Genomic DNA, 25,029 nt, shown 5'->3' with positions numbered 1-25,029 from the left:
CGGGTTCTCCATGAAGGCGCGGTCCACCGTGCCGTTCATGAACATGACGCGGTGAGCGGCCATGGAGGGCGTCGCGGGCGGCCTGGAGGATCTCAGCGTCGCGGGTGTGGTCGCGTTCGCGGCCGAGCGGGCGTTCCGGGCGGATCACCCGTGGGGCGCGGCGCGCTCGTCCCTGGTCTCGGGTATCGGGGCACCGTTCTTGAGGAATCGGGGCGTCACCACCGTACCCAAGCGTTCCGGCACCGGATCGTTACGGAACCGGCCGGTTTCGGGGACTGGGAACGTACAGCGAAGGACGGCCCGGGTCACCTGTAGGTATTGGTCGCCCACAGCGCGTTGTGGCCGTCGTAGATCACCATGTTGTAGTCGGCCTGGAGCACCAGCGTCGCGCCATCGTGACCGAACGTTCCGGCTCCCCAGACCGCCTGCCGGCCGTTGATGTAGACGACCAGGTTGCCGTCGGTCTGGAACTCGGCGTACGCACCGGCGTGATGCGTCCCGGTCGACCAGATGATCTTGCCGCTGGTGTCCCTCAGCACCAGGTCGCCGCCCTTCTGCATGGTCAGCGCGAGGCGGTTGGTGCGCAGGGTCTTACCCGGGTTGAGGTCGTACGGCGCATGCACTTCGAGTGCCCACGGGTTCCCGCCCGACACCGGTTTCTCACTCGCCGGAACGCCCTTGTGGGCGGCCGCTTTGACCGCGGAACCGCCCTTGCCGGCCGCTTTGCTGGAGGAACCGCCCTTATGGGCCGCCTGGGCGCGAGGTGAAGACTTGCCGGAGGCCTTGGGCGCGGCGCTCTTGCCGGACGCCGGCTTGTGCGTCTTGTGTGCGGAGGGTGTCGCGGAGGGCGCCGAGGTCGGGGTCGCCGATGGGGACACGGAGGTGTACGCGCCCGGCGGAGGTTGCTGGCCGTTGCCGGACAGCACCCTGTCGGCCGCCGCCGAAACGGGGTGTTTCTTGGCGTGGCGCGAGCCCGTGCCGACCAGGAGGACCGGGATCGCGAGCAGGACGACCCCGCCGATCGCGACCGCGGCCAGCACGGGCTTCTTCGGCCGGTCGGGGGGCATCTCATCGTCGTTCGCCGCACCGCCCTGCGGGACGGCCGCCACCGCGACGTCCGCGTCCGGGGCGGGGTCCTCCTTCTCCTTCACCGTCGACGGCCCGCCCTCCGGCGGCTCTGGAGTCTCGTCGGCCTTCTCCTCCTCGGTGGCGGGCCCGTCACCCTCCTGGGCCGGCTCGACGCCGCCGGCCGGTGCCAGGTCTCCGGCCTCCTCGATGTCCACCTTGGGCAGTTCCACGGGCTGACGGATACCGAGCGACTCCACGCGTTCGCCGGGTCCTGACTGAGAAGACAAGATCGCGCTCCTTATCGCCCCTTACGCAGGCGGTATCGGCGGTAGGCCGACCCCTTGGTAAGGCATACGAATCCCACCGTGATCGGGTTCACCACCGGACGGCTCTGTTCTCGGGCGAGTACGGCCGACCTCGCCCGAGTACGCCCGGCTGCTTCGCGCCGCGACGACGCCGGCGCGGCGGCCCGGGCGCTGCGCCGACCCTCTCCGAACGAAAGTGACGAGCCTCCGGCGCGGCGGGTTCGCCGCACCGGAGGCTTCTCTCGTCAGGAAGGGCGATCAGACTTCGGCGGGATCAACGCACCGCTGGAACCTCACTGGGAGGCGGTGCCGCCGTCCCAGGTCCATTTCTGGTTGCTGCCGCCCCAGCAGGAGTACAGCTGGATCTGGGTGCCGTTGCCGGTGCCCTGGCCGGAGGCGTCCAGGCACAGTCCGGATTGGACGCCGACGATGGTTCCGTCGGAGTTGATGTGCCACTTCTGGTTGTCGCCGCCCCAGCAGGAGTAGATCTGCACCTTGGCGCCGTTGCCGGTGCCGGCGGCGTCCAGGCACTTGTTGCCGTAGACCTGCAACTCGTTGGCGGAGGTGTAGGTCCACTGCTGGTTGCCGTTGCCATTGCAGTCCCACAACTGCAGCTGAACGCCATCCGTCGTGCTCGCGCCGGGCACATCCAGGCAGCGGCCGGAGGCGACGCCCTTGACCTGTCCGGCGCCGCCGCCGGGCGGGGTGGGGGTCGGAGTCGGAGTCGGGGTCGGGTTGGTGGACGATCCGGCGTTGAGGGCGTTGAGGACGGAACTGTAAGCGGGTTTCTTGTTGCCGTTGCCGTCGAAGAGGAGCGGGGTGTCGCCGGACCGCCAGGAGTCGCTGTCCCGTACGCCCCAGACCGTTATGCCGACACAGCGCGAGACGGCCAGGCAGTCGTTGGTGATGTTGGCGTAGGTCGTGGCCGAGGCGCCCTGGACGTCCAGTTCGGTGATGGCCACGTCGACGCCCAGGGCGGCGAAGTTCTGCAGCGTGGTGCGGAAGTTGCTGTTGTAGGGGTCGCCGCTGTTGAAGTGGGACTGGAAGCCGACGCAGTCGATCGGGACGCCGCGGGACTTGAAGTCCTTGACCATGTTGTAGACGCCCTGGGTCTTGGCGGCGGTCCAGTTCTCGATGCGAGCTTGACGCTCGGATCGGCCGCCCGCGCGGTGCGGAAGGCGACCTCGATCCAGTCGTTGCCGGTCCGCTGCAGGTTGGAATCGCGGCGCCCCCCGGAGCCGTCGTCGGCGAAGGCCTCGTTCACCACGTCCCAGTAGGCGAGCTTGCCCTTGTAGTGAGCCATCACGCCGTTGATGTGGTTGATCATCGCCTGGCGCAGCGCGCTGCCGCTGAGGCTCTGCATCCAGCCGGGCTGCTGGTTGTGCCAGGCCAAGGTGTGGCCACGGACCCGCATCCCGTGCTGTACCGCCCAGTTGTAGACCTGGTCGCCGGCGCTGAAGTTGAATTGGCCCTGCTGGGGCTCGGTGGCGTCGATCTTCATCTCGTTCTCGGGCGTCACCATGGTGAACTCGCGGCCCGCGATCGTGGTGTACGCCGAGTCACCGAGCCTTCCGGAGGCGATGGCGGTGCCGAAGTACCGCCCGCTCTGCGCGGCGGCCGCACCGAGCGTGCTCGCCGCGGCATTCGAGGGAACCGCCACCGCCAGCGCGACGCCTGTCGTCCCGGCGACGCCGAGGGCGAGGGCGACCAGGGCCCGGTGGAAGCGGCGGACGGATCGCCGGGTTCCGGGCACGGGTGTTTCTTTGGTGCTCACTCCTGAGCCTCCATAACTGCAGGGGAAAGGCCGGAAACGCGGGGACGTCCCCGCGGAATCGACGCCGCGTCCCTTTGCCGGGACGCCCACCACCAAGGCGTCGCCAGTTGGCGGGCCTTGCCACGTCTGACAGGCCCGACCGCCTTGGGGACTCAGTGTGAGTAACACCGAGAAAATGTGTCAAGACTTTCGAAAAGATTTCGGGCGCACATCCCGGTCTGCCTGTGTCACGGACCCCTTCCAGTGGGCGAGGATGCCATCGAAACCTTTCGATGATGTTCCCCTGGACACCGATCGACGATGAAAGCTTTCATCCCGGCGCTTCGCCGGCCAGGTATGCCCGGGCGCAGAACACCAGATGAGCCGTACTCGGCCTCGTCGCGTTCTCACGATGCGCATCGGGTCCTTGACAGACCCACCCGCCTCATATTTGCTCCGCCCCACCACCACCTTCGACGGGTCCTCTGAAGAAAGGAGCTCGATCGATCGCCCGGATCGTCGGCGATGACATTTCCGCCTACCGTGCCCGAGGACGCGTCCGGCGCGAGGTCCGGACCCCACCCTGGCCGGCGCCGCCGCCGTTCACGGCGTACCGGAGGCCGACGGGGTCCTCTCGGAGATCGATCGCCGAGCGGTCGCGGACCGCTGAGCCACGGCGTGGGCGGTGTCGAGCACTGAGAGGCTGTCGTCCAGCGGCATCATCGGCGATTCGATGAGACCCGCCCGCAGGCAGCGGGCCACCTCCTCGGCCTGGTGAACGTAGCCGTGTCCGCGGATGTCCGCGCTGTACGTCTCGGCGGCGGCCCCGTGCCGGTGCAGCACGAGCCGGGTCGGGCGGAAGAACGGCGTCCCGACCTCGATCCACCCCGTGGTGCCGACGACCGTGGCCGTCTGGGGCGACTCGGCCAGCAGCCCGCAGTGCAGGAGCGCGACCGCCCCCGAGGAGTACCCGAGCAGGATGCCGGTGTTGGCGTCCACCCCGGTCGGTGCGGGCGCGATCATCGCCTCGGCCGAGTCGGGCCGGCCGAGGAGCATCGAGGCGAACGACAGGGCGTACACACCGAGGTCGAGGAGGGCGCCGCCGCCCAGTGCGGGGGCCCAGAGGCGATGTGCGGGATCGAAGTCGTGCGCCACGGAGAAGTCCGCGTACACGGCCTTGATCTCGCCGATGCGGCCTTCGGAGACAAGGCTCCGCAGCTTGACGATGACGGGATTGAAGCGCGTCCACATGGCCTCCATGAGGAACAGGCCGCGGCGGCGGGCCAGCGCCACGAGATCCCGGGCGTCGGCCGGGCTCGTGGTGAAGGGCTTCTCCACGAGGACCGCCCGGCCCGCCTCCAGGCACTGCCGGGCCAGCGGGTGGTGCGAGCTGTGCGGGGTCGCCACGTAGACGATGTCGAGCCGGTCGTCCGCGGCCAGCTCGGCGTACGACCCGTAGGCGCGGCCGATGCCGTACCGGGCGGCGAAGGCCGCCGCGGTGCCGGGGGCGCGCGAACCGACGGCCGCCACCCGGTGGCCCGCCAGCAGGAGGTCCTCGGTGAAGATCCCGGCGACCCGGCCGGTGCCGAGAATGCCCCAGGTGATCGTCATGAGCTCTCCCGGCCATGGTTCCGGAGGGCCTCGCCGAGCCGCAGGCAGTCGTGCACGTACTCCCGGGCCGCCGCGATCGGAGGGTGGGGGTCGCCGGTCCCGCAGTACTCGAGACACACGGCGGGAACCTTGAGCAGAGTCAGCTTCTCCAGCCAGCGGTGGTTGTCGATGGCCCCGTCCGCCGTACCCACGGTGAAATCGGGGCACGGGTCGGCCGGCCGGCAGTTCTTCAGGTGGAAGTAGGGAACCTGACCGAGCCGGTCGAGGATGCCCGGATCGCGGTCCGGCTCAGAGAGGATGTACGAATTGGCGGGATCCGGGGTAATGATCAACGAGTCGCCGCCCACCAGGTCGCGCAGCCGCAGCGCGGCCCCGATCGTGTCGTGGACCGTGTTGGGGTGCACCTCCACCGAGACGCGGACCCCACGCTCGGCGGCGTACTCGCAGAGCATGCGATAGGCCTCCGCGGCGCGCTCGTACTCCCGAGCCCCGGCCATGGCGCTGCCGTTGCGGCGCCAGTCCGGCTCGTCGCGCACGAGCCAGCCGCCGAACCCGTTGACGAGATCGATCCCGTTGTCTGCGCAGGCGTCGATGACCGCCCGGACGGTCTCGATGGATCGGGTGCGGACGGCACCGTCGGCGATGAAGTCGCCGTAGTACCCGGCGCAGTGGATGTCCACGCCGAAGCGCCGGCCCAGCCGGGCCGCCGCGGCCACGTCCCGCCGGGCCTCGGCGGCGTCGAAGTGGCAGGAGGCCAGTTCCACCGCGGGGAAGCCGAAGTGCCGTGCGACGGCGAAGACGTGCTCGATCGGGTAGTTCCGGAACGAGTAACTGTGCATGACGAGTTTCATGATCGCTCCGACGTGGTTCCGGTCCCGGTCGGCGCGTGCTCGATCGCGCCGGCGGCCGGCGACTGCGCGGCGCCGTTCGTGTCCGGCGGCCACGCGGCGCCGTCAGGGTCCGGAGAGCGGGTGACGCCGTTCGCGGCCGGAGAGTGCCGGATGGGCGTGACCCCGCCGGCCCCGGCGGCGTTGTCCGCTACCGCGTAGAGGATCTCCAGGTCCGCCAGCCCGCGCGCGAGGCCCACCTCCTCGGGCACGGGGGCGCCGGCCGCGCACTCGGCCAGGAGCCGGTACTGCTCGGCGTAAGGATCGGTGGGGACCAGATCGGCGCGGTGCCAGCCGCCGCCGTCGCACAGTTCCAGATGCCCGGCACCGCTCATGGCCCAGGAGTCCCGCACCTGGATGATACCCTCCTCCCCGACCAGCGTGTACGCCGAGACCTCGGCCGACGCGGGCTCCTCGTTGAACGTCGCGGCCGTCGTGAACTGCAGATACCGCCGGTCGTCGAACCAGAGGGTCGCCTGCGCGTGGAGGTCGGTGCACTCGGGATCGTTCACCGGCCAGAGCGTGCCCTGGCAGCGCACCGGATCCTCGCCGAACAGGTCGATGGCCGTCAGCACCGGATAGATGCCGAGGTCGGCGAGGCAGCCGAGGCCGCTGTACCGGCGGCGGCTGCGCCAGTCGTACTTGCGCCAGCCCAGCCGGGCCGCGTACATGGCACGCGGAGCACCGATCGCTCCGGAGCGCACCAGCCGCCGTGCTTCGCGGTTGTAGACGTTGTACTTCGACATGTAGCCGACGAGGGCCGGGGCCGTGGCCTTGGCAGCGACGGCGAGGATCCGCTGGGCGGAGGCCACCCGGTGCGCCAGCGGCTTGTCGATCAGCGTGGCCAGCCCGCAGTCCAGCGCCCGCACCGCGAAGTGCTCGTGCAGGTGGTTGGGCGTGGCCACGTGCACGGCGTCGAGCCCGGCGTCGAAGAAGGCGTCCTCGTCGGTGTACGTCTCGACGCCCGAGCACATCGCCGTGACCGCGCGCAGGGCTTCCGGTTCGGTGTCGAGTACGGCGGCCAGCCGCATGTTCGGAACCGAGCGCAGGGCCGGGACGAGCGAGTGGCGCGTGAGGAAGCCGGCTCCGACGATGCCGATCCTGAGATCCATCTGACGCTCCCTTCGGGTCAGGAGGTGGTCTGGGTGGTCAGCGCCGGCGCTCCCTGGACGGCGGGCTGCCGGGCGCCATAGAGGAAGCAGAGGGGAACGCCGTCCGGGCCGGGGCGGTTGTCGAGGCTGCCGACGGCGTTTCCGGCCAGGTGACCGATCAGCGCGTCGAGCCCGTCGCGCAGGCCGGCCCAGTCACGCCCGGCCAGGGGAGGCAGGTCAGGGCGGTGCGTCTCCACCTCGGGCGCGGGGCCGGTCCGCCACCGTCGCAGGATCCGGCCCAGCAGCCGGGTGCCCGCGGTGATCTGGCCGGCCCGCGGACCGAACAGGCCGGCGGCGACCGACCGCTGCTCGGTCAGGGCCGACAGCATCCGGTGTCCGAGGGTGAGTTCGTCGGGATTGATGAGGAATCCGGTCACCGGGCCCCAGGCGTGCCGGGTGTAGCGCCATCCGTGGCCGGGCGCCCAGCTCAGCGTGTGGACGCCGGGCCGGAGGAGACCGGCGTCGGACATGGCCCTGCTCAGCCAGGCGTGGTCGTAGCCCCACTTGTACTGCTGCGCCCGGGTCGTGCCAGGGGTCTTGCGGGTCTCGTCCGCGACCTCGGCGGCGGGCACCGACCACAGCTCGCCCAGGTGCGACAGGACGGCCATGACCAGGATGTCCTCGGTGCTGCCGTACGGCGTCGCCTCGTAGAACAACGGGCCGTGGCGCCGGATCGACGCCAGCACCGGTCCCTGACGGACCAGCAGCCCGACCGTACGGCCGGTGACCAGGCTGCCGTGCGACGTGGTGGACAACAGGTCGTACTCGCCGTCGCGCAGCGCGCCGGGCAGCCGTACCGCGGCCGAGGCGGGCCCCGGGCGGGGCCGATGGAGCCATCGGGCCGGATCGGCGACGGGGACGACCCGGGGGCAGGCCGCGACGGCCTGCCGGCGGGTCTCCAGGGTGGCGATCAGGAGTTCGAGGGCGTCCGGGGCGAGCGCGGTGTCGTCGTCGAGGAACAGCAGGTACCGATGGCGGAGCGGTGAGTCGGCCGGGAGACCGGCGAGGTGGGCCAGGCCGGCGTTCCGCGCCTGTGCCGCGGTGTAGCGATCGCCCGGCGGGCGGCTCGGGCTCCGCACGATGTGATGGGGACGGCCGGTGGCCGCCAGAAGTGCCCCCAGCCGCCGGGCGGCGGCCGGTGACAGGCCGTTGTCCACGACGACGAACGAGACCGGCAGGCCGCTGCGGGCCGGGCCGCCGCGCAGCACGCTGTCGGCGCAGAGCCGCAGGCTCTCGATCCGGTCCGTCTCCGGGGCGGTGTAGGTCGGCACCAGGACGGTGACGCCCGGCCCCGCCGCGTCGCGGTCCGCCACGGGGGCGGGGGTCCGCAGTCGGCGCAGGTAGTCCACGCTGCTCGGCACGGGATCCTCCTGCCTACTGGTAGCGGCTGATGAAACCGCGCCGCTGGAAGGTTCGCAGCGAGGCGGTGACGAAGCCGACCGAGACGATCACCAGTGCCACGGTGGCCAGCGCGGCGATCGCGATGTGGGGTCCGGCCGAGGCGCTGTGGGCGGTGACGTCGCGGGCCGCCGCGAAGGTGTAGCTCGTCGGAAGCACCGCCGACAGGGGGCGGACGGCGGACGGCAGCGCCGACACCGGGTAGAAGGCGCCCGACAGCGGCAGGATGACGAACAGCAGCCCCCAAGTGAGTCCCTCCGAACCCGCTCCGAAGTACAGGACGAGCGCGACGACGATCAGCGCCAGCGCCCAGCCGTTGAGCAGCAGGAGGCCCATGACGGGCACGATGCCGGGGCCCGGGTCGAACATGTCGTAGCCGTACAGCAGGGCCGCGGTTCCGGCGACCGCGGTGACGCCCAGGACCACCTTGGCCATTCCCTGCAGCGCGGTCCCGAGGACCCATTCGAGGGGACGCAACGGTGTCACCAGCAGGCCGGGCAACTGCCGCGAGTGGCTCTCCTCGAAGAACCCGGTCGCGACCGCGATCTCCGCCTGGTAGACCAGGTGCCACATCACGATTCCGGCGACCACCGACAGTGCCGTCCGGGCCGAACCGCCGGCGGGCGCGTGCTGTGCGTAGGTGGCGATGGAGCCGTAGAGGATCGTGTCGACGGCCGGCCAGACCGCGATGTCGAACACGCGCTGCCAGTTCCGTACGGTGACCAGGAGATGGCGTACCGCGATCGCCTGGATCCGGCGGAGCGCGGGAACGGCCCGCGGGCGCCCGGCCGAGATCGTGCTCATCATGTCGCCCTCCGAGCTCGGGACGCTTGCGGAATCGTGCTGAGGTGCAGGTAGACGTCCTCCAGATTCGACTGCCCGAGCCGCGCCGCGACGCTTTCGAGCGCCCCGTCGACGATCACCCGGCCGTTCATCAGGAAGACCACCCGATCGGCGAGGCGCTCGACCTCCGTCATGTTGTGGCTGGTCACCAGGAGCGCGGTGCCCTCGCTCTGGCACAACTCCAGCAGGCTCGTACGGACGCGCAGCGCGATGTCGGGGTCGAGTGAGGCGGTGGGCTCGTCCAGGATCAGCAGTGCCGGCGCGTGCATCGTGGCCTTGACGATGCCGACCAGGGTGCGCTGGCCGCTGGACATCTCCGTGCCGATCGCCCGGGCCAGATGCCCGATCCCGAACCGGTCCAGGGCGGCGCGGGCCTGTCCTTTGGGATCCGGCGACCCGTAGAGGCGCCCGAACATCGTCAGGTACTCGATCACCCGGATGTGCGGCGGCAGCGGCAGGTAGCCGGCGGCGAACCCGACCCGGGCCAGTACGGCCCGGCGCTGGCGTTCCGTGCGCTGCCCGAGGATCTCGACGGTGCCGGCGTCGGGCCGCACCGCCCCGAGGCACATCATCAGCGTGGTCGTCTTGCCCGCGCCGTTGGGCCCGACCAGGGCCACGCGTTCGCCGGGCGCGACGTCCAGGCTGACGCCGTCGACCGCGACCCCGCGACGGTAGCGTTTGCGCAGATCCCGCGCGCTCATCACATGCTCGGTCATCGGTGGCCTCCGTGTGTCCGGGCCCGGAGGGGGGCCGTGACGGTCAAAGGGCCGACGGCGCCCGCCAGCCGGCGGGAGGCGGCCGCCAGGGTCGGCACGCGCACGTCGGCCGCCTGGAGCTCGCGGAGGCTGTGCGTCGTCGCCACGGCGACCACCGTGCATCCGGCGGCCCCGCCCGCGCGGACGCCGGCGGGGCTGTCCTCGACCACGACGCAGTCGGCGGCCGGAACCCCCAGCCGCCGGGCGGCGGTCAGGTATCCCTCGGGCGACGGCTTGCCCAGCCGCACGTCTTCCGCGAAGACGCGGACGGCGGGGAGCGGCAGCGCCGCCGCGTGCAGGCACGCCTCGACGCACCACTTGCTGCCGCTGCTCACGATGGCCCACGGAACTCCGTCGAGCCGCCGGAGCAGGTCCGCCGCCCCCGGGATCGGCCGCACCCGGCCGAGTTCCGCGGCGGTGAGCTCGTCGAGCACCGCCGACTCGGCGGCGGCGTCGAGGTGCGGGGCGACCTCCGCCAGCACGTCGCGGACGCGACGCCCGGACGTACGGCCGGCCACGAGGACCGGATCCAGCGATCGCGCGGCCGCCCAGCGGCGCCACACCCCGGCGAACAGCGCGGTCGTGTCGACCAGGACGCCGTCGACGTCCAGCAGGACGGCCCGTGCCTCACCCACGGCGGCCTCCCTCCCGGTGCACCCGGATCAGCCGGCTGCGATCGGCCAGCGAACGGTGTGTCGCCACCGCGATTCGGTGCTGTGCCCGCGCCGCCTCGGCGAGCGGGAGATCCCCGGCCGGTTCCGGCGGCGCGAGCGGGAGATCCCCCGCCGGTTCCGGCGGCGCGAGCACCAGGACCGCGGCCGACCGGTCGGCGTAGACCGCCTGGAAGGAATGGTGGTTCCAGGCGCTGCCGTCGTGGACCTCGCAGGGCCGCCGGGTGACTGCGGCGAACCGCGCGCGCACCGCGTCGGGCAGTTCGGCGGCGGAGTCGTAGCGGACCACGTGCAGCCTCGTGAGATCCGGCCGGTCGGCCAGCCAGTCCGCCGCCGCGTCGGGCAGCGCGTGCACGGTCCGCACCCGGGACCCGGTCTCCGGCGTGGCGGCTCCGCGGAGCAGGTCCTTGTACGCGTGGACGTTGCATTCCTCGGCGACCGGGACCCCGGCGCGGAGGGCGAGGCAGGCGGCGAACACCCCGGCGAGGTACATCGTGTCCACCAGCCCGGCCAGCCCCGGTTCGGCCGCGGAGAGATCCAGCCGCACGGTGGCCGGGGCGTCCTCATCGGGACCGACCACGGCGATCGCGGGCCGGAAGCGGCCGGACTTGCCGCACAGCGCCTGCCTGCCGAGTTGGAGCAACCACAGCCGAAGGCCCGGGCCCGCCCAGCGCGGGGTGGCGATGTGGATGTCCGGCGCACCGTCGGCGGGCGCTTCGGCGGCCATCCGGGCGGCGCGTAGGCCGAGCGGCCGGTAGCGGCGCACGAAACCGGTGTAGACCGCGGCCAGCCGTGGCCCCGCCATGATCGCCGCAGGCAGCAGGAACGCGGTGGACAGCGGCGCGCCGATGATCGCGGTCTGGTCCCGCAGTTGCCGCGGGGACAGCGCGAACGCCGACGGCGGTGTGGCCTGGTCGCTCAGCCAGACCAGCCGGGCCCGCTCCGCTCCGGCGAACGCCGGGACGCATTCGGCCAGTCGCACCGCCTCCATCGTGGATCGCGACGCGGACACCGCCACGTAGGCGCCCGGCGGACCGGCGTCGGTGAGGGTCGCGCGGATCGTCGCCGGACAGAGGCTGTCCATCGGCACGACTCCGGAGTCGGGACCGAGGACCTCCCGCAGCGCCTGGACGGCGAACGTCCAGCCGCCGGTCCCCAGGAGCACCACCGGCCGGTCCTCGGGGACGGCCAGGGCGGCCTGGATCTCCGTGAGGTTCTGCTCGACCAGGCGCCGGCTCGGCGGGCGGACCCAGCCCAGCCGGGTCGAGCCGCCGCCCTCGCACAGCCGTGCGACCGAGGCGGCGGGTCCGGCACGCGAACCGGCCGCGGCCGCGAGGACGGCCGTCCACAGCGTGTCGCCGTCCAGGCCGTCCAACGCCGCGCCGGCCTGCCCCATCCAGGGCGAACCGGCCGGCCTTGCGCCGTCCACCACCGCGCCGTCCACCACCGCGCGGTTCAACACCGCGCCGTTCCATCTCGTGCCGACCTGACGCGCGTCGACCTGACGCGCGTCGGCATGATCGGTCGGTCTCGCGTCGTTCATGTGCGTACTCCGATCCGGGGCAGGTCGCCGCCGTCCACCGCCCGGACGACGTCACCCGTCAGGCTGAAGTCGATGATCACCCGCAGCGCCGGGCGGCCGCCGAGCCGGCCGTCGGACATCAGTTGCCGGAGGACACCGGGCGTGGCGTCCAGGGAAACGACATGACTGACCAGCGGGGCCAGGTCCAGCCGGTCCTCCCCGGCGACGCACAGGTCGCGAGCGCGCTGGTAGTCCTCGCGATCCGCGCCGCTCGACCCGACCAGGGTGCACGCGCGGGCGCCGCCCAGACTCGCCCGGTGCCGCTCGCCGCGAACGCGGATCGGATGGGCCGCCACCTGCTCTCCGCCGGGCAGGCGTACGGTCGAGCCTGGGTGGAACCCGCCGAAGAGGTGGACGGTCGCGCCGTCCGCGACGCTGGGCCACAGGTCGTTCAGGATGGCAGGTCCGGTGCCGCGCGGGACGGCCAGGACGACGACGTCCACTCCGGCGCCGCCGGTCGCCTCCGCGATCGCGGCGGGCAGCGAGCCGTCGAGCGCCAGGCAGTCCTCAGGGGCGAGGACGCCACGCTCCACGGCGAGTTCCAGCCGCTGCGGGCTGCGGTTGGCGACCAGGACGCGTCGAGCCTTGTCGTGCCGGGCCAGCATCGCGTGCAGCAGCCCGGAAACGCCCGCCCCCACGATCAGGACACGGCGGTCCCGCCATCGGTCCCCGCCCGCCCGGGCCGAGCGCACCACGGTGGACAGCGGTTCCAGCAGCGTCCACTCGGCCAGTCCGGCGGCGGGCAGTGGAATGATCTGACCGCGGTCGATCAGGTGCTCGTCCCAGACGACCCGCTCCCGGAAGACGCCCGGGAGGTTGTGGCCGAACTTGTCGTGTTCGTCGTCCGGCCGGTTGGGGTTCACGCCGATGACGTCGCCGACGCTCACCCCCGACACGTCGGCGCCGACCTCGGTGACCTGGGCGACGCACTCGTGGCCCGGAACGCCGGGCTCACAGCCCCTGTCGCCTCGGATGACCTGCAGGTCGGTTCCGCAGATGCCGGCGAACGCCATCCGCACGGCGAACTGCCTGCGGCCGCACCGCGTCGCGCTCCGGTGGCGGAGCAGGGCGCGGGCCTCCCCGACGGGCTTGTGCACCTCCCTGACCTGGGTGCGCCGCTCGGCGAGCAGGCATCCCATGCCGACCAGGCTGTCGTCGCGGTCGCGGGAGGGCCGGACCAGTGCGTCCACCTCCGCGTCCGTCCAGCCGGTGAACCAGCCGCCGGCGGGCAGCAGATCGGCGAGGTTGGCGCGCAGTTCGGCGAACCACGGCTCACCCACACCGTTGGCGAATCCGCCCATGACCACGAAGGTGCGCAGCCCGAGCGCGGCGGACAACTGCAGGATCTGCGCCGCCAGCGGCCGTGTCGCGGCCGACAGCAGCGTCCGGGTGAACGCGTCGCCGGACTGTGCCGCCGCGGCGATGGCGGGCGCGGTGATCTTCTCGGGGTCGCCTCCGCACCGGCCCGCGAGTCGCGAGCCGTCCCAGAGCCCGGGGTCGCTGCGGGCGAGAGCGGCGGCGGCCCGCACGGTCGCGGGTCCCGAGGCGTGGGCGCACAGGTCCCCCACGGTCCCGCACTCGCACCACCGCAGACCCGCGTCGCCGAGCCGTGCCCGGGCGGCGAGGTCCCCGGCGGCGGCCGCTCGCCCGAGCGTACGGTGCGGGGCCCGGCGCTCGGGGTCGACGCGGACGTGGCCGATCTCTCCTCCCAGGCCCTCGTCGTCGAGCAACAGCCGGGCGGCGAAGGGCAGCCGGGCGTCGAAGACCTTGATCGCGACGCCGGTGCTGATGGTGAGCAGCGCGAACCGGCCCAGGTCCTGGTATCGCCAGGCCGCGGCGGCGATGTCGTTGCACACCGTGATCCGGGCCCAGTCGAGCCGCCGGGCGAGGGCGGCGCCGAGATCGAACCCGGTGCCGGGCTCGTTCCACAGCAGGGAGGCGTTGCGGATACGGCCGCGGGAGTCGACGGTGGCGCCGACCGCCACGCCGACCTCGCGGACGTCCGGGGCGGGGTGGCGCTTGCGCATCCGGTCCACCTCGGCCGCGATCCGGTCCAGGTGCTCCTCGCGTACGGACCGGCCGCCCGCCGGCTTGGGCGTGGCGAAGCGCACCGTGTCGCCGGTCAGCCGCCCGTCGCGGTACGCGCCGACGCGGGTGGTGGTACCGCCCATGTCCACCACGATCGAGGCCGGCTCACTGGTCTGGTTCATCGTGGTCCTTCCGGGTCCAGGCACGCAGCTCCGCACAGGCCTCGTGCAGCATCCGCACGTCGAGCTCCTCGATGGAGTCGATGAAGCCGCCCACGCCGATCTGGCGCGGCACCACGAGATGCAGTCGTCCTGCCTTGTGCGGGATGACGTCGTCGTGCAGCTTTCGCCACAGCACGTCGGGGTCGCAGACCGGGTCGTACAACGCGAGCCCGGTCGCGCGCAGCAGGGTCAGCAGCCGGTCCAGGTCGGTCCGGCTCAGGTGGCCGGTGTGGACGGCCAGGCAACAGGACAGGGCCATGCCGATCGCCACCGCCTCGCCGTGCCGCAGCCGGTACCGGGACAGCGACTCGAGGACATGGCCGAACTCGTGCCCGAAGTCCGGCAGCCGGCGCAGGTCGTCCTCGAACGGATTGGCCTGCAGCTGCTGCAGCATGGCCCGGATCGACCGGTCGAGGATCTCCCGTACGGCGGTGGTGTCACGGCTGGCCAGCACGTCGGGATGGTGGTCCTGGATCAGGTCGAACAGGCCCGCGTCACAGACCGCAGCGATCTTCACCGCCTCGGCGAGGCCACACCTCAGCTCGTCCTGCGACAGCGTGCGCAGGAACTCGGGGTCGCAGACGCAGGCGAGCGGCGGGTGGTAGGCGCCCATGAGGTTCTTCTGGTTGTTGACGTTGACGCCCACCTTCAGGCCGATGCCCGCGTCGATCATGCCGACCAGCGTGGTCGGGACCCGGATGTACGGCGTGTCGCCGCGGTAGAGGTAGGCGGCGTAGCCGGCGATGTCCATCACCGTCCCGCCGCCGACCACGATGATCCGGTCGTGTTCGCCCAGCCCCAGCCCCTCCGCCGCGTGCACGATCCGGGTGACCTGGTCGAGCGTCTTGGCCCGGTCGGTCGGGGTGACCGGCAGGATGGTGAAGCGCGCCACGTAGCCCTCGCGCTGGTATCCGGCCATGAGCCGCCGTACCCGACGGAGCTGGTCGGGCCGGTACGGGTCCACCAACGCCAGCACGTGACCGCCCGTGGGCAGCAGGTCGGCCAGGGCCGCGCTGCCGGGATCGAGCACGCGCTCGGTGAACCCCACTGAGAAGCCCGCGGACACGGTCGTACGGGCCTGGGCCCGGAGCGCCGTCGGGACGATCCGTTCCGAGCTGAGCACGGTGACGTCCGCGTGCGGCCGGGCGAGGGCGTCCTCCGGCGTGGCGGCAAGCGCGGTCTCCAGAACCGTCACGTCCGCTTCCACCAGCTCCACCCCGTGCGCGGTCGGCAGCGCCACGGCCAGGACGCCTCTGCCGCCCTCGTGGCCGGCGCGCCACCGTCGTACGGCCGCCGCGTCGGCCGCCGTCTCGGCCATCCCCTCCGTCACCGCCCGGGCCGCCGGCAGGTCGGGTTCCAGCCGGCGGGCGAGGGCCGTCAGCTTGAGCCGGGTGTCGGCCGGCAGGAGGCGCATTCGCTCGGCCACCCTTGCCGCGAGCAGGATCGACCAGACCCGCCGCCGTCCGGCGTCCAGTTCCTTCGGCGCGAATCCCGACCACGCCTCTCCGACCTGCCAGGCCGGGCTGCCGGGCCCGGGTCGGCGGCACAGGCGCAGGACCGCGGCGAGTCCTTCGGCCCGCCACTCTTGCGGCGCGCAGGTGAGCAGCCGGTCGAGCAGTGACCGGTCGAGCAGTGCCAGGGCGAGCAGCGCCGCGGGCTCGGCCGGGCCGAGCGGGACCTCGGCCAGGCCGTCCTCGTCCACGATGACGTGGGCCTGGCGCTGGAGCGCGCTGATCGGGCCGCCCGCCATGCGCACCCGTACCCCATCGCGGAGGGAGGCGACCACGGCCGCGAGGTCCCGGTGGATGCGGACGGCGGTGGTATGCCGGCGGAACGAGGCGGCGGTGACGGCGACGATCTGGCCGATCCGTTCGCCGCCGAAGGCCAGGAAGGCGTCTCGGCGGCCGAGCTGGACCTTGACCGCCGCATCGACGAGGGCGTCGCAGGCGTCCATCCCGTCGGTGTCCGGCTCGTGGTCATCGCCGATGTCGACCACGATGAGATCTTCGAGCAGCCCTCGGCTCTGGGCGTTCTCGAGATAGGAGACGAGCAGGTCTCTGCGGACGGCGGCCGTGGAGTCGCAGGCGACGACCAGCCGCCGAGCCGGCCCGAGCATCTCGATCAACGTGTCGTTGCCGTGATCGAACAGTCCGGGCACGGCGTCGACGCGGTAGGACGCGGTGAACGTGGCGTGCAGAGAGCGTTCGCCGTCGGACGGCGGGCACGGGTCCGGGCGCAGGCCGGTCAGCGTGGGGCGCATGGTCGAACTCCCGGCGGTGGCGGTGCGGCGGCCGTTCAGCGGACCGTGGTGGGCGCGGCCATGGTCGGCGCGGCCATGGTGGGCTGGGCCGCCTCGGTGGCGGCGATGGCGTCACGCAGCGTGGCGACCAGGTCCTCTCTCGGCCGGCAGTTCTCCAGGCGGAACGACCGCATCATGTCGTCGATCTCCTGCTCGTCCATGCCGCGGAACGCCTCGGCGAACTCGGGGATCATCGCCTCGGCGAACAGGATGTTCGGCACCAGCCGGTTGATCGCGAACTGGGCGCCCCACGGGAAGGGGCAGTAGTCGGGGAACTCCTTGGCGAAGACATCGCGGATCGGGTCGAGCACCGGAGCGATGTTGTCCAGGAGACCGCCCCAGAGGTCCACCGCCAGACGGTCCTTCTTCTCCATGATGGGGCGGACGCGGCGCATCCACGGGCTGTCCGGGTCGAGCGTGAGCGGGGCGGCCAGCCCGACGTCCTTGTACGACCAGTAGATCCAGTGCGCGTCGTGCCGCCGGAAGACGTCCAGTTGGTCCTCGACGAGGTTGAGGCGCATCCGGTCGGTCTCCGGGTCGCCGGGGAACACGGCGTTGAACTCGCCGACCACGATCGGCGTCCCGGTGCGGCGCGGGAACTCGACCCGACCGAGGAAGCCCCGCTCCACCGCGTCCTTGTCCCAGTACTGGATCGCGGGCTCCACCTCCGCCGACTTGCCGTCCTCGGGGGCCACCACGTGCACGAGGTTGATCCGGCCCGGGTACCGGCTGCCCGGGGTGTGGCCCGGCGGGGGGTAGTCGTGCGGTGAGTAGATGACGTTGGGCCAGGTCTCGTCGAAGATGTGGAAGTCCACGGCGTACCGGTTGCCGTCCAGGAAGATGATGTGCCGGTCGTCGATCTCCCGGATCGTCTCGACGAGCCGCCGGTAGAAGGGCAGGACCCGTTCGCCGGTCGGGTCCGCCGGCTCGTTCAGCGGGTTGTAGCCGGCCACCCAGGGCTCGTCCCGGTAGTGCGCGGCGATCGCCTTCCACAGGTTCAGCACCCGGTCCTGGAAGTGCGGGTGCCGCCAGAACTGCGCGGTGTTGGTGGGGTTGTCGCAGTGCCAGTCCTGGTTCTGCCAGCCGGGGACCGTGTGCAGGTCGAGGATCGTCCGGATCCCGTGCTCGGCGCAGAGCCGGACGGCCCGGTCGAGGTGGATGAACGCGTCGTCCCTGATCTGGAAGGGGGCGTCATCGCTTTCGAGGTACTTGTAGTGGAACGGGATCCGCACCACGTTGATCCCCAGCGAGGCGAGGTAGGCGGCGTCGTCGGCCGTGAAGAAGTGCTCCAGGAAGCGGTCGAGGAACACCGCGGCGAGATCCGGGCCGAGCACGTTCCTGACAGCCGTCAGCATGCCGTTCTCGTGCCCCGGATATCCGGTGATCCAGTTCTCCATGTTCAGCCAGCCGGCCAGCCCGATCCCGTACAACCGGACCGGGCGCCCGGTGGCGTCGGTGATGGCGGATCCGTTCACCCGCAGGAACGACGGGGGATTTGCGATGGACATGGCGATCTCCTCGGGAAGTAGGGGGACGGTGTCGCGATACCGGTCAGGCCGCCGTCAGCGCGTTCCGGGCCGCCAAGCGAACCTGGCGAGACGTTTGGACTGGTCGCGCCACTCGTCGTCGGAGTCGCGGAAGCGCGGAAGGGACTTCGCCGTCTCGGGCCGCGAAGACTGGCTGACCCGAACGCTCGCGGGGCAAGGGCCGTTCATCGTGATCTCCTCCGACATCAGGTCGCTGTGTCGTCGGGTTCACACTGCGGCCGGCGCGTACGAAAAAAGTCGCCGCGGCGTCCGGCCAGGTCGGCGGCTCCGGGAGGTCTCGCTCGCCTCGTCCCGGCGGGAGTACGAGAAATCTCTGAAAGAACTACGACCGCCGGTGGGCGGGAGCGAATCAGGCGCCCGCGGTGCTCCCCTTCGCGGTCGTCAGCCGCAGTGCCAGCTCGGCGGCCTCGGGCAGACCGAGGCGCTGGCAGAGGATCAGGGCGGTCTGCCAGGTGTCCCGCGCGGCACGTGAGTCGCCGTGCATGGCGTGTGCTTCGCCGAGGATCAGCAGCGTACGTGCCTCCCACACCGGCATGTCGAGTTCCCGCCACAGGCCGAGCGACCGGGTGAGCTGGTCGATCGCCGAATCGAGACGGCCGGCGGCCAGATCGAGCGCGCCGAGCCCGCGCAGCGCCACCGCGTGCCCGAAGTGGCGCTGCAGCCCCAGGTCGGTGAAGATGCTGATCGCCTGCTCGTACTGGACGCGTGCCCGGTCGGTGGACCCCCATTTGCGGCACAGGTCGCCCAGGCTGTTGCGCGTGTACGCCTCTCCCACGCGATCGCCGACGTCACGGAACGCCGCCAGGCACTCCTCGAACCGCAGCGCGGCGGCGGGGTACCGGCCGAGCTCCCGTTCGATGATGCCGATGCTGCGGGTGATGAGCGCCCGGTAGCGATGCCGCCCCAGTCCCTGCCAGATCGCCGCGCTCCGCTCGTAGTCACGCAGAGCCTCCTCCAGGCGCCCCTGGTCGGTGTGCACCTTGCCGAGCCCCTCCCGTGCCTGCGCCTCGCCCACCAGGTGGCCGCCATCGGTCGCCCGCCGCAGCCCCTGTTCGAGCAGGGCGATCGCGGTCTCGGTGTGCCCGGTCTGCCGGTGGACGTCCGCGCAGTGGTACAGCGCGTCCGCCTGCCCGGCCATCTCACCGAGCTGCTCGAACAGGGCGAGCGCCTGCTGCGCGTACGACAGGCGCGTGGCGTTGTCGCTCAGGAAGGCGCACCGCTCGGCCAGCCCGCGCAGCATCACCGCCTCGCCCAGCCGGTCGCCGGTCCGCCGGGCCGCGTCGAGAGCGTGCTGGTGGGTGTGCGACCAGTCGTCGTACAGGCCGCGCAGGTCGAAGAAGTTCGTCAGCGCCTGGGCCAGCAGCCACGGAAACCGGGGGCGGCCGAGCGCGCCGGCCTGCACGACCATGCCGACCAGCCCTTCTCGCTCCGTCGCGAACCACGCGATCGGATCGCTCGCGACCAGGTCGAGCGCGCGCGGATCGACGCCCCGGACCGGCCCTACGTCGCCGAGGACGCCGAAGCACTGGCTCGGCAGGCGGTCGTCGGCCTGCCGGGCGAGGTGAAGCGCGGCGCTCAGCGCCCGGTCGCAGGCGGCGGTGTTCTCCTCCTCCGAGCCCTCCTCGGCGGCGAGTTCCCTCGCCAGCACCCTGACCAGGTCGTGGAAGCGATACCGGAAACGCCCGGGCCCGTCGCCGCCCTCGACCTCCATCAGATGAGCGTCCACGAGCGAGTCGAGTAACTCCTCGGCCGTCTCCATCGGCACGTCGAGGAGGCTGGCGGCGAGCCAGACGCCGACGTGCGGAACGTCGGGCAGGGAGAGGAGCCGGAAGGCGTGGCGGGCCGTCGGGGGCAGCCCGCGGTAACCGAGCATCAGTCCGGCGCGTATCTCCAGATCGGCGAAGCACAACTCGTCGAGCCGCCGATGGTGGTTCTCCAGCAGCCGGGCCATCCGGGCGAGCGGCCAGTGCGGCCGGGCGGCCAGCCGGGCCGCCGCGATGCGTACCGCCAGCGGCAGGTAGCCGCACATCGCCAGGATCCGCTCGGCGGCCCGCGGGTCGGCCGCCACGCGCTCGGACGTGATCACCCGGCCCAGCAGTTCCAAGGCGCTGTCCCGCTCGAAGACGTTCAGGTCGAAGATCTGGCTGCCCTCGAGCGCCGCCAGCCGGGTCCGGCTGGTGACGATCGCCCGGCAGCCCGGGTCGTGCGGCAGCAGCGGCCGCACCTGCCCCTCTCCGGCCGCGTTGTCGAGCAGCAGGAGGATCCGCTGGTCGGCGAGCCGGTCCCGGTACAGCCGGATGCGCTCGGTCAGGTCGTCGGGTATCGCCGAGCCGTCGACGCCCAGCATGAGCAGCAGCCGGCTCAGCGCCTCCATCGCCGAGAGGGGATCGGGCCGGTCGCCTCGCAGGTCGATGTAGAGCTGGCCGTCGGGATAGTGCTCGACGCACAAGTGAGCCACACGCACCGCGAGGGCCGTCTTGCCGACCCCGGGCATCCCCGTTATCACGGGCACGGTCGGCGCTTCTTTCGCCGACCGGTCCGCGGGGGCCTTCAACAGGGTGCAGAGCTGGCCGATCTGCTTCTCCCGGCCGCTGAAATCCGGGATGTTGCGCGGAAGCTGTTTGCGGCGCGCGACCGGACGGGTACGGCCACCGGGTTCCGCCGGAGCCTCCCGATGGATCCTGACGGCGCCGTCACCGCCGGCGCCGAGGGCCGGGTCGGCGGCGAGAATCGCCGCATGGACCTGACGGAGTTCGGCACCGGGGTCGATCCCCAGTTCGTCGGCCAGAATACGGCGCGTGTCATGAAACAGACTCAGGGCATCGGCCTGCATCCCGCTTCGATACAGCGCGACCATGAGTTGCGCACGCAGCCGCTCGCGCAAGGGCTGCTGTGAGGCGACGCTGGTGAGTTCCGGGATGAGTTCGTGGTGCCGGCCGAGGGCCAGTAAAGCGTCGGCCCAGTCCTCCACCGCCGCCAGCCTGGCCTCTTCCAGCCGGGGCTGCTCAAGGCGCGCGAGCGGCTCGGTGACGCCCGACAGGGCCGGGCCGCGCCACAGCGACAGCGCTTTGGCGAAACGGCGAGCGGCCTCCTCCATCCGCCCCGTCGCGGCCGCGCGGCGTCCGTCCCGGATGAGCTGCTCGAAGGTGAACAGGTCGATCTGGTCGTGAGCGGTCTCCAGCCGATAACCGGGTGGGTGCCGCACGATGCGCGCTCCGGATCCCACGCTCCTGCGCAGCCCATAGATGTACGTCCGCAGCTGGGCCTCGGCCGTCGCGGGTTCGTTGCCGGGCCAGACGACCTCGATGACCCGGTAGTCGGGAACGACCCGCCCTTGGGCCAAGAGGAGCATCGCCAGAATGGTCCGAGGTTTCGGCCCTCCGATTCTCACGCTTACCGTGTCGTCAATTACTTCGACCGGGCCGAGGATGCGGAACTCCATACATACCACCAAGGTGTTGAGGAGGGCCGTCACCCTCGGGACGATCGACCACATCGCCTGCGACGGACCAGACCTATTCAATTGAGCACGATCAACCGAGTCCGGCTAGAGGCGGTTCGTGCCTTTTCACCGCCGGCCGTCCCTGGTGATTCGCGCGAGGCGGGAAGGCCGGTGCGAAGCGCCGTCACCCCGCGGGCCGAGCGGGGGCGTCGGCGGCGCCACCCGCCGCCGGTCGGACCGGAGAACCGTCGACGTTGCGTATCCCGGGAACCGGCAAGGTCAAGATCCGGTGCGGAACGACTCTCATTTGCCATGTGCGCGGCTGTCGCCACGCGGTGCGTATGGCAGGGTGCCGGAGCCTCGTGGCATGAAGATCGAAGGTCGGCCCCGTTCCTTCCCACGAGCGCCCGCCGTCCGCATACCGCCGGCATGGCATCACAGGGCCGTCGCCGGTGGCGTGGGGTTCGTCTCGGCCGCGTTGCTCGGCTGGGAGTTCTCCCGGCCGCACGCCCTCATCGGAATACACCAGCTGAACTCGTACAACGACGGCGTCTATTTCGGGGCGGCGTTGCGGCTGGTCGGCGGGCGACTGCCCTATCGGGACTTCACATTCTTGCACCCACCGGGCCTGCCGCTCATATTGGCGCCCATCGCGGCGTTGGCCAAGGTCGTCGGCGAGCCGGTCGCCATGGCGATCGCACGTGTCCTGACCGCCGCGCCGGCGCTGGGAATCGCCATCGCCGGCTCATTGATCGTCCGGTATCGCGGGCGGGTCGCCATGGCGACGACAGGGCTGGCCCTGGCCTGCTCTCCATTGACCTTCGACGTCACCAACACCGTCGAACTCGAGGTCTATCACCTCTTCCTGTGCCTCATCGGCACGCTCACCCTGTTCGGCTCGACCGGCACGCTCACGTCGAGTCGCCGGCGGACCTTCGCCGGCGGTCTGGCGTTCGGCTTCGCCTGCGCGGTGAAGGTCTGGGCGCTCATGCCGGTCGTGGCCCTGCTGGCCGTCTACGCGGTCTTCTGCGCGGCGACCGGCGGATGGAGGCGGGCCGGGTGGCTGATCGGCGGCATCACGGCGGGGGCGGCCGCTCCCGTCCTCCCGTTCTTCGCCCTGGCCCCCGGGACCTTCGTGCACGATGTGATCGTCGTCCAGCTCACCAGGGGGACCTCCGGATGGGCCGCCGCGCCGATCGACGCCAGGTTCGCGTGGATGACCGGTCTCGGCGCGGTGCCGGGTCTCAGCGCGGCGCCGGTCCTGGCCGTCGGGGTGCTGGCGACGCTGGCGGTGGCGGTCGTCGTCGGCTATGCCGTGGCCGGCCGCCGCGTCGCGCTGGACTGGTTCATCCTCGCGGCCGCGATCGCGGCGGTGGCCGGGCTGTGCGTCCCACGTCAGTTCTTCAACGGCTACGGCTATTTCCCCGGCGTGTTCCTCGCCCTGCTGCTCGGCGTGGTCGTCGGCAGGTTCGCGCGTGCGGTGGGGGCCGGCCGTTCCGGCGCGGGACGCGCCGTGCCGCTCCTGCGCCGCACCGCGATGGCGATCGTCCTGGTCGTCGCCTCCCTGGCCGCCCTGGCCCGGCTCGGCTACGCCCGGAACTACACGACCCACTACGTCGACTCCGGACGTGAGCTCTCCGCCTACATCCGGCCGGGCGCATGTGTGATCTTCGATGCCGCCACCGCGCTGATCGAGGCCGACCGTCTCGCCACGAAGCGGCACTGCCCCGCGACGGTGGACGTCTACGGGCAGTGGCTGGCGGCCGACCCCGCGCACCCGCCGCCCTTCGCGGGACCGTTCACGCCGCGACTCGTACGGGAGTGGGCGACGGCCATGGGGCAGGCCGACTACATCGTCCTGGTCTCCCCGAGGACGAGCTTCGTCCCCTGGACGGCGGAGTCCACCTTCTCCCTCTGGTCGCGCTACACGCTGATCCACGTCGAGCCCGGCGCCTATCTGTTCCAGAGGACGACGGAGCTCGATCCGGGGAGCCTGCCCGGCGACGCCGCGGATCGGCTGGTCGGCGCGGGGCGGTCCGCCCAGCGAGCCGGCGACACGGTGGAGGCCCTGCACGAGTACAAGGCGGCCGCACGGATCGATCCCCGCAACGCGTTCGCGCACTACGACCTGGGCGTGCTCCTCCAGCAGAACGGAGACGCCGCCGACGCGGAGAGCGAGTACAAGAGGACACTGGCCATCGATCCGCGGTTCGGCGGCGCGCTGTACGACCTGGGCGTCCTGCTGACCGCGACCAGACCGGTCGAAGCGATCTCCTTTTACCGGAGGGACCTGCGCATCGAGCCTCGCAACGCGGCGGCCGAACTCAACCTCGGCCTGCTGCTCATCGACCAGGGACAGGCCGACCAGGGCCGGGCCCACCTGCGAAGGGCGATCCGCCTGAACCCGGAGTTCCGGCGGCGGCTGCCGCCGGGGGTCACTCCGTGACGCCCCCGCGGGACGTCGGCCGATGGACCGGGACGCTTGGCGAACGTTATCCGGACGGATAAAGTTATCCGTGTGGATAAGAAGCTCTACGAGCGGGTCCGCCTCCTCTTCGGCGCGGTGCTCGTCCTCTCGATCGCGACTCTCGGCGTCGCGGCCCTGGCCGGCGGGGGCGCCGCCGTGTGGATCCGCGGCCTCATCGTCGTCGCGATCGCCATCCTGCTCCTCACAGCGGCCAGACGGACCTACGACGGCAGCCGGACCGCCTACCGGCGCATGCGGGTGATGTCCACCGTCGCACCGGCGGCCATCGTGGTCATCGTCGCGCTGCCGCACGACGGCTTCCCCGTCTGGATGAAGGTCGAACAGGCGGTCGTCGGCCTCCTGCTGGCCGTGGTCGCGGTGGCGGTGAGCCGCAGGACCGTCCGGCGCGCCTACTCTCGGCGCGGCGAGTAGATTCGACCGTCATGACCACCCGCCAGGCGGCGACCGCGGCCCGCAAGGAGCAGATCACCCGTGCCGCGATCGCCCTGCTGGCGGAGCGCGGCCACCAGGCCACCACGTTCGAGGCCATCTGCAGGGAGGCGGGCCTCAGCAGCAAGCGGCTGATCACCTATCACTTCTCCAGCAAGGACGAGCTGCTGGCGGCCGTCGCCGACCAGGTCGTCGCCGACGCCGAGGCCTACATGCGGCCCGCCCTCGACGCCACGACCGGCGCCCGGGAGCTCCTGGCCGCCCTCATCCGGGCGAACGTCGCGTTCATCGCCGACAACGCGCCGCAGGTCCGCGCACTGCAGCAGATCTTCCTCAACGGCGGCCTGGGCGACTGGCAACGGCACCACATCGACTCGGTGAACCGGCTGGCCGGCCTGTTCGCCGACGGCCAGCGCACCGGAGCCTTCCGGTCCTTCGACCCGCAGGTCATGGCGGCGGCGCTGCGCGCCTCGATCGACAGCGTCAGCCCGCTGCTCTCCGCGGGTCTCACCCCCGGCCGATGCGCGGACGAGCTCGTCGAGATCTTCGAC

Annotated in this window: 17 protein-coding genes and 1 pseudogene; 3 read left to right on the top strand and 15 right to left on the bottom strand. The window is 71.8% G+C overall.

Going from position 1 to position 25,029, the window contains the following annotated elements; all coding sequences use genetic code 11:
- Positions 1-305 precede the first annotated feature (305 nt).
- The 15 genes and pseudogenes from NDW01_RS29225 to NDW01_RS29155 form a co-directional block, all read right to left on the bottom strand.
- Positions 306-1,355: a hypothetical protein gene (locus tag NDW01_RS29225; RefSeq protein WP_252827253.1), complete on the bottom strand. Its 1,050-nt coding sequence runs from the start codon at positions 1,353-1,355 to the stop codon at positions 306-308.
- 311 nt (positions 1,356-1,666) lie between these two features.
- Positions 1,667-2,467, bottom strand: a complete 801-nt coding sequence (locus NDW01_RS29220) for a ricin-type beta-trefoil lectin domain protein (protein ID WP_252827251.1) — start codon at positions 2,465-2,467, stop codon at positions 1,667-1,669.
- A 104-nt stretch (positions 2,468-2,571) separates the two neighbouring features.
- Positions 2,572-3,033, bottom strand: a pseudogene (locus NDW01_RS29215) (endo-1,4-beta-xylanase); the annotation flags it as partial.
- A gap of 696 nt (positions 3,034-3,729) precedes the next feature.
- The gene (locus tag NDW01_RS29210) at positions 3,730-4,737 is read right to left on the bottom strand and encodes a Gfo/Idh/MocA family protein (protein WP_252827248.1); all 1,008 of its coding nucleotides are present in this window, start codon (positions 4,735-4,737) and stop codon (positions 3,730-3,732) included.
- Positions 4,734-5,588 (bottom strand): sugar phosphate isomerase/epimerase family protein, encoded by an 855-nt coding sequence (locus NDW01_RS29205; protein WP_252827246.1) that lies wholly within the window; start codon positions 5,586-5,588, stop codon positions 4,734-4,736. Before NDW01_RS29205 ends, NDW01_RS29210 begins: the two co-directional genes overlap by 4 nt.
- Complete coding sequence (locus NDW01_RS29200) at positions 5,585-6,736, bottom strand: Gfo/Idh/MocA family protein (protein WP_252827244.1); 1,152 nt, start codon at positions 6,734-6,736, stop codon at positions 5,585-5,587. Before NDW01_RS29200 ends, NDW01_RS29205 begins: the two co-directional genes overlap by 4 nt.
- Before the next feature lie 17 nt (positions 6,737-6,753).
- The gene (locus NDW01_RS29195; RefSeq protein ID WP_252827242.1) at positions 6,754-8,136 is read right to left on the bottom strand and encodes a glycosyltransferase family A protein; all 1,383 of its coding nucleotides are present in this window, start codon (positions 8,134-8,136) and stop codon (positions 6,754-6,756) included.
- Between the two features lie 13 nt (positions 8,137-8,149).
- On the bottom strand, positions 8,150-8,977 hold the full coding sequence (locus NDW01_RS29190; protein WP_252827240.1) for an ABC transporter permease: 828 nt from the start codon (positions 8,975-8,977) through the stop codon (positions 8,150-8,152).
- Positions 8,977-9,732, bottom strand: coding sequence for an ABC transporter ATP-binding protein (locus NDW01_RS29185; protein WP_252827238.1), 756 nt, complete (start codon positions 9,730-9,732; stop codon positions 8,977-8,979). The genes NDW01_RS29190 and NDW01_RS29185 overlap by 1 nt, the downstream gene beginning before the upstream one ends.
- The gene (locus NDW01_RS29180; RefSeq protein WP_252827235.1) at positions 9,729-10,406 is read right to left on the bottom strand and encodes an HAD-IA family hydrolase; all 678 of its coding nucleotides are present in this window, start codon (positions 10,404-10,406) and stop codon (positions 9,729-9,731) included. Before NDW01_RS29180 ends, NDW01_RS29185 begins: the two co-directional genes overlap by 4 nt.
- Positions 10,399-11,985 (bottom strand): hypothetical protein, encoded by a 1,587-nt coding sequence (locus tag NDW01_RS29175; RefSeq protein ID WP_252827224.1) that lies wholly within the window; start codon positions 11,983-11,985, stop codon positions 10,399-10,401. Before NDW01_RS29175 ends, NDW01_RS29180 begins: the two co-directional genes overlap by 8 nt.
- A complete protein-coding gene (locus NDW01_RS29170) occupies positions 11,982-14,234 on the bottom strand; it encodes an ROK family protein (RefSeq protein ID WP_252827222.1) in 2,253 nt (750 codons plus the stop codon). Before NDW01_RS29170 ends, NDW01_RS29175 begins: the two co-directional genes overlap by 4 nt.
- Positions 14,218-16,533 (bottom strand): 3-dehydroquinate synthase family protein, encoded by a 2,316-nt coding sequence (locus tag NDW01_RS29165; protein ID WP_252827220.1) that lies wholly within the window; start codon positions 16,531-16,533, stop codon positions 14,218-14,220. The genes NDW01_RS29170 and NDW01_RS29165 overlap by 17 nt, the downstream gene beginning before the upstream one ends.
- A gap of 35 nt (positions 16,534-16,568) precedes the next feature.
- Positions 16,569-18,080: a glycoside hydrolase family 5 protein gene (locus tag NDW01_RS29160; protein ID WP_252827218.1), complete on the bottom strand. Its 1,512-nt coding sequence runs from the start codon at positions 18,078-18,080 to the stop codon at positions 16,569-16,571.
- 388 nt (positions 18,081-18,468) lie between these two features.
- Entirely contained in the window at positions 18,469-21,471 is a 3,003-nt protein-coding gene (locus NDW01_RS29155; protein ID WP_252827216.1) for an AfsR/SARP family transcriptional regulator, read from the bottom strand.
- A 457-nt stretch (positions 21,472-21,928) separates the two neighbouring features.
- On the opposite strand from NDW01_RS29155, the gene NDW01_RS29150 reads away from it, so the two are divergent.
- From NDW01_RS29150 to NDW01_RS29140, 3 genes are all read left to right on the top strand, one after another.
- On the top strand, positions 21,929-24,007 hold the full coding sequence (locus tag NDW01_RS29150; RefSeq protein WP_252827214.1) for a tetratricopeptide repeat protein: 2,079 nt from the start codon (positions 21,929-21,931) through the stop codon (positions 24,005-24,007).
- Positions 24,008-24,079: 72 nt separating this feature from the next.
- Entirely contained in the window at positions 24,080-24,460 is a 381-nt protein-coding gene (locus tag NDW01_RS29145) for a hypothetical protein (protein ID WP_252827201.1), read from the top strand.
- Positions 24,461-24,471: 11 nt separating this feature from the next.
- Positions 24,472-25,029 (top strand): TetR/AcrR family transcriptional regulator (locus NDW01_RS29140; protein ID WP_252827189.1); only part of this gene is annotated, 558 nt, incomplete at its 3' end.

The organism is Actinoallomurus soli (assembly GCF_024055715.1).
Taxonomy (GTDB): Bacteria; Actinomycetota; Actinomycetes; order Streptosporangiales; family Streptosporangiaceae; genus Actinoallomurus; species Actinoallomurus soli.
This window is presented reverse-complemented; position numbering and strand designations above follow the sequence as displayed.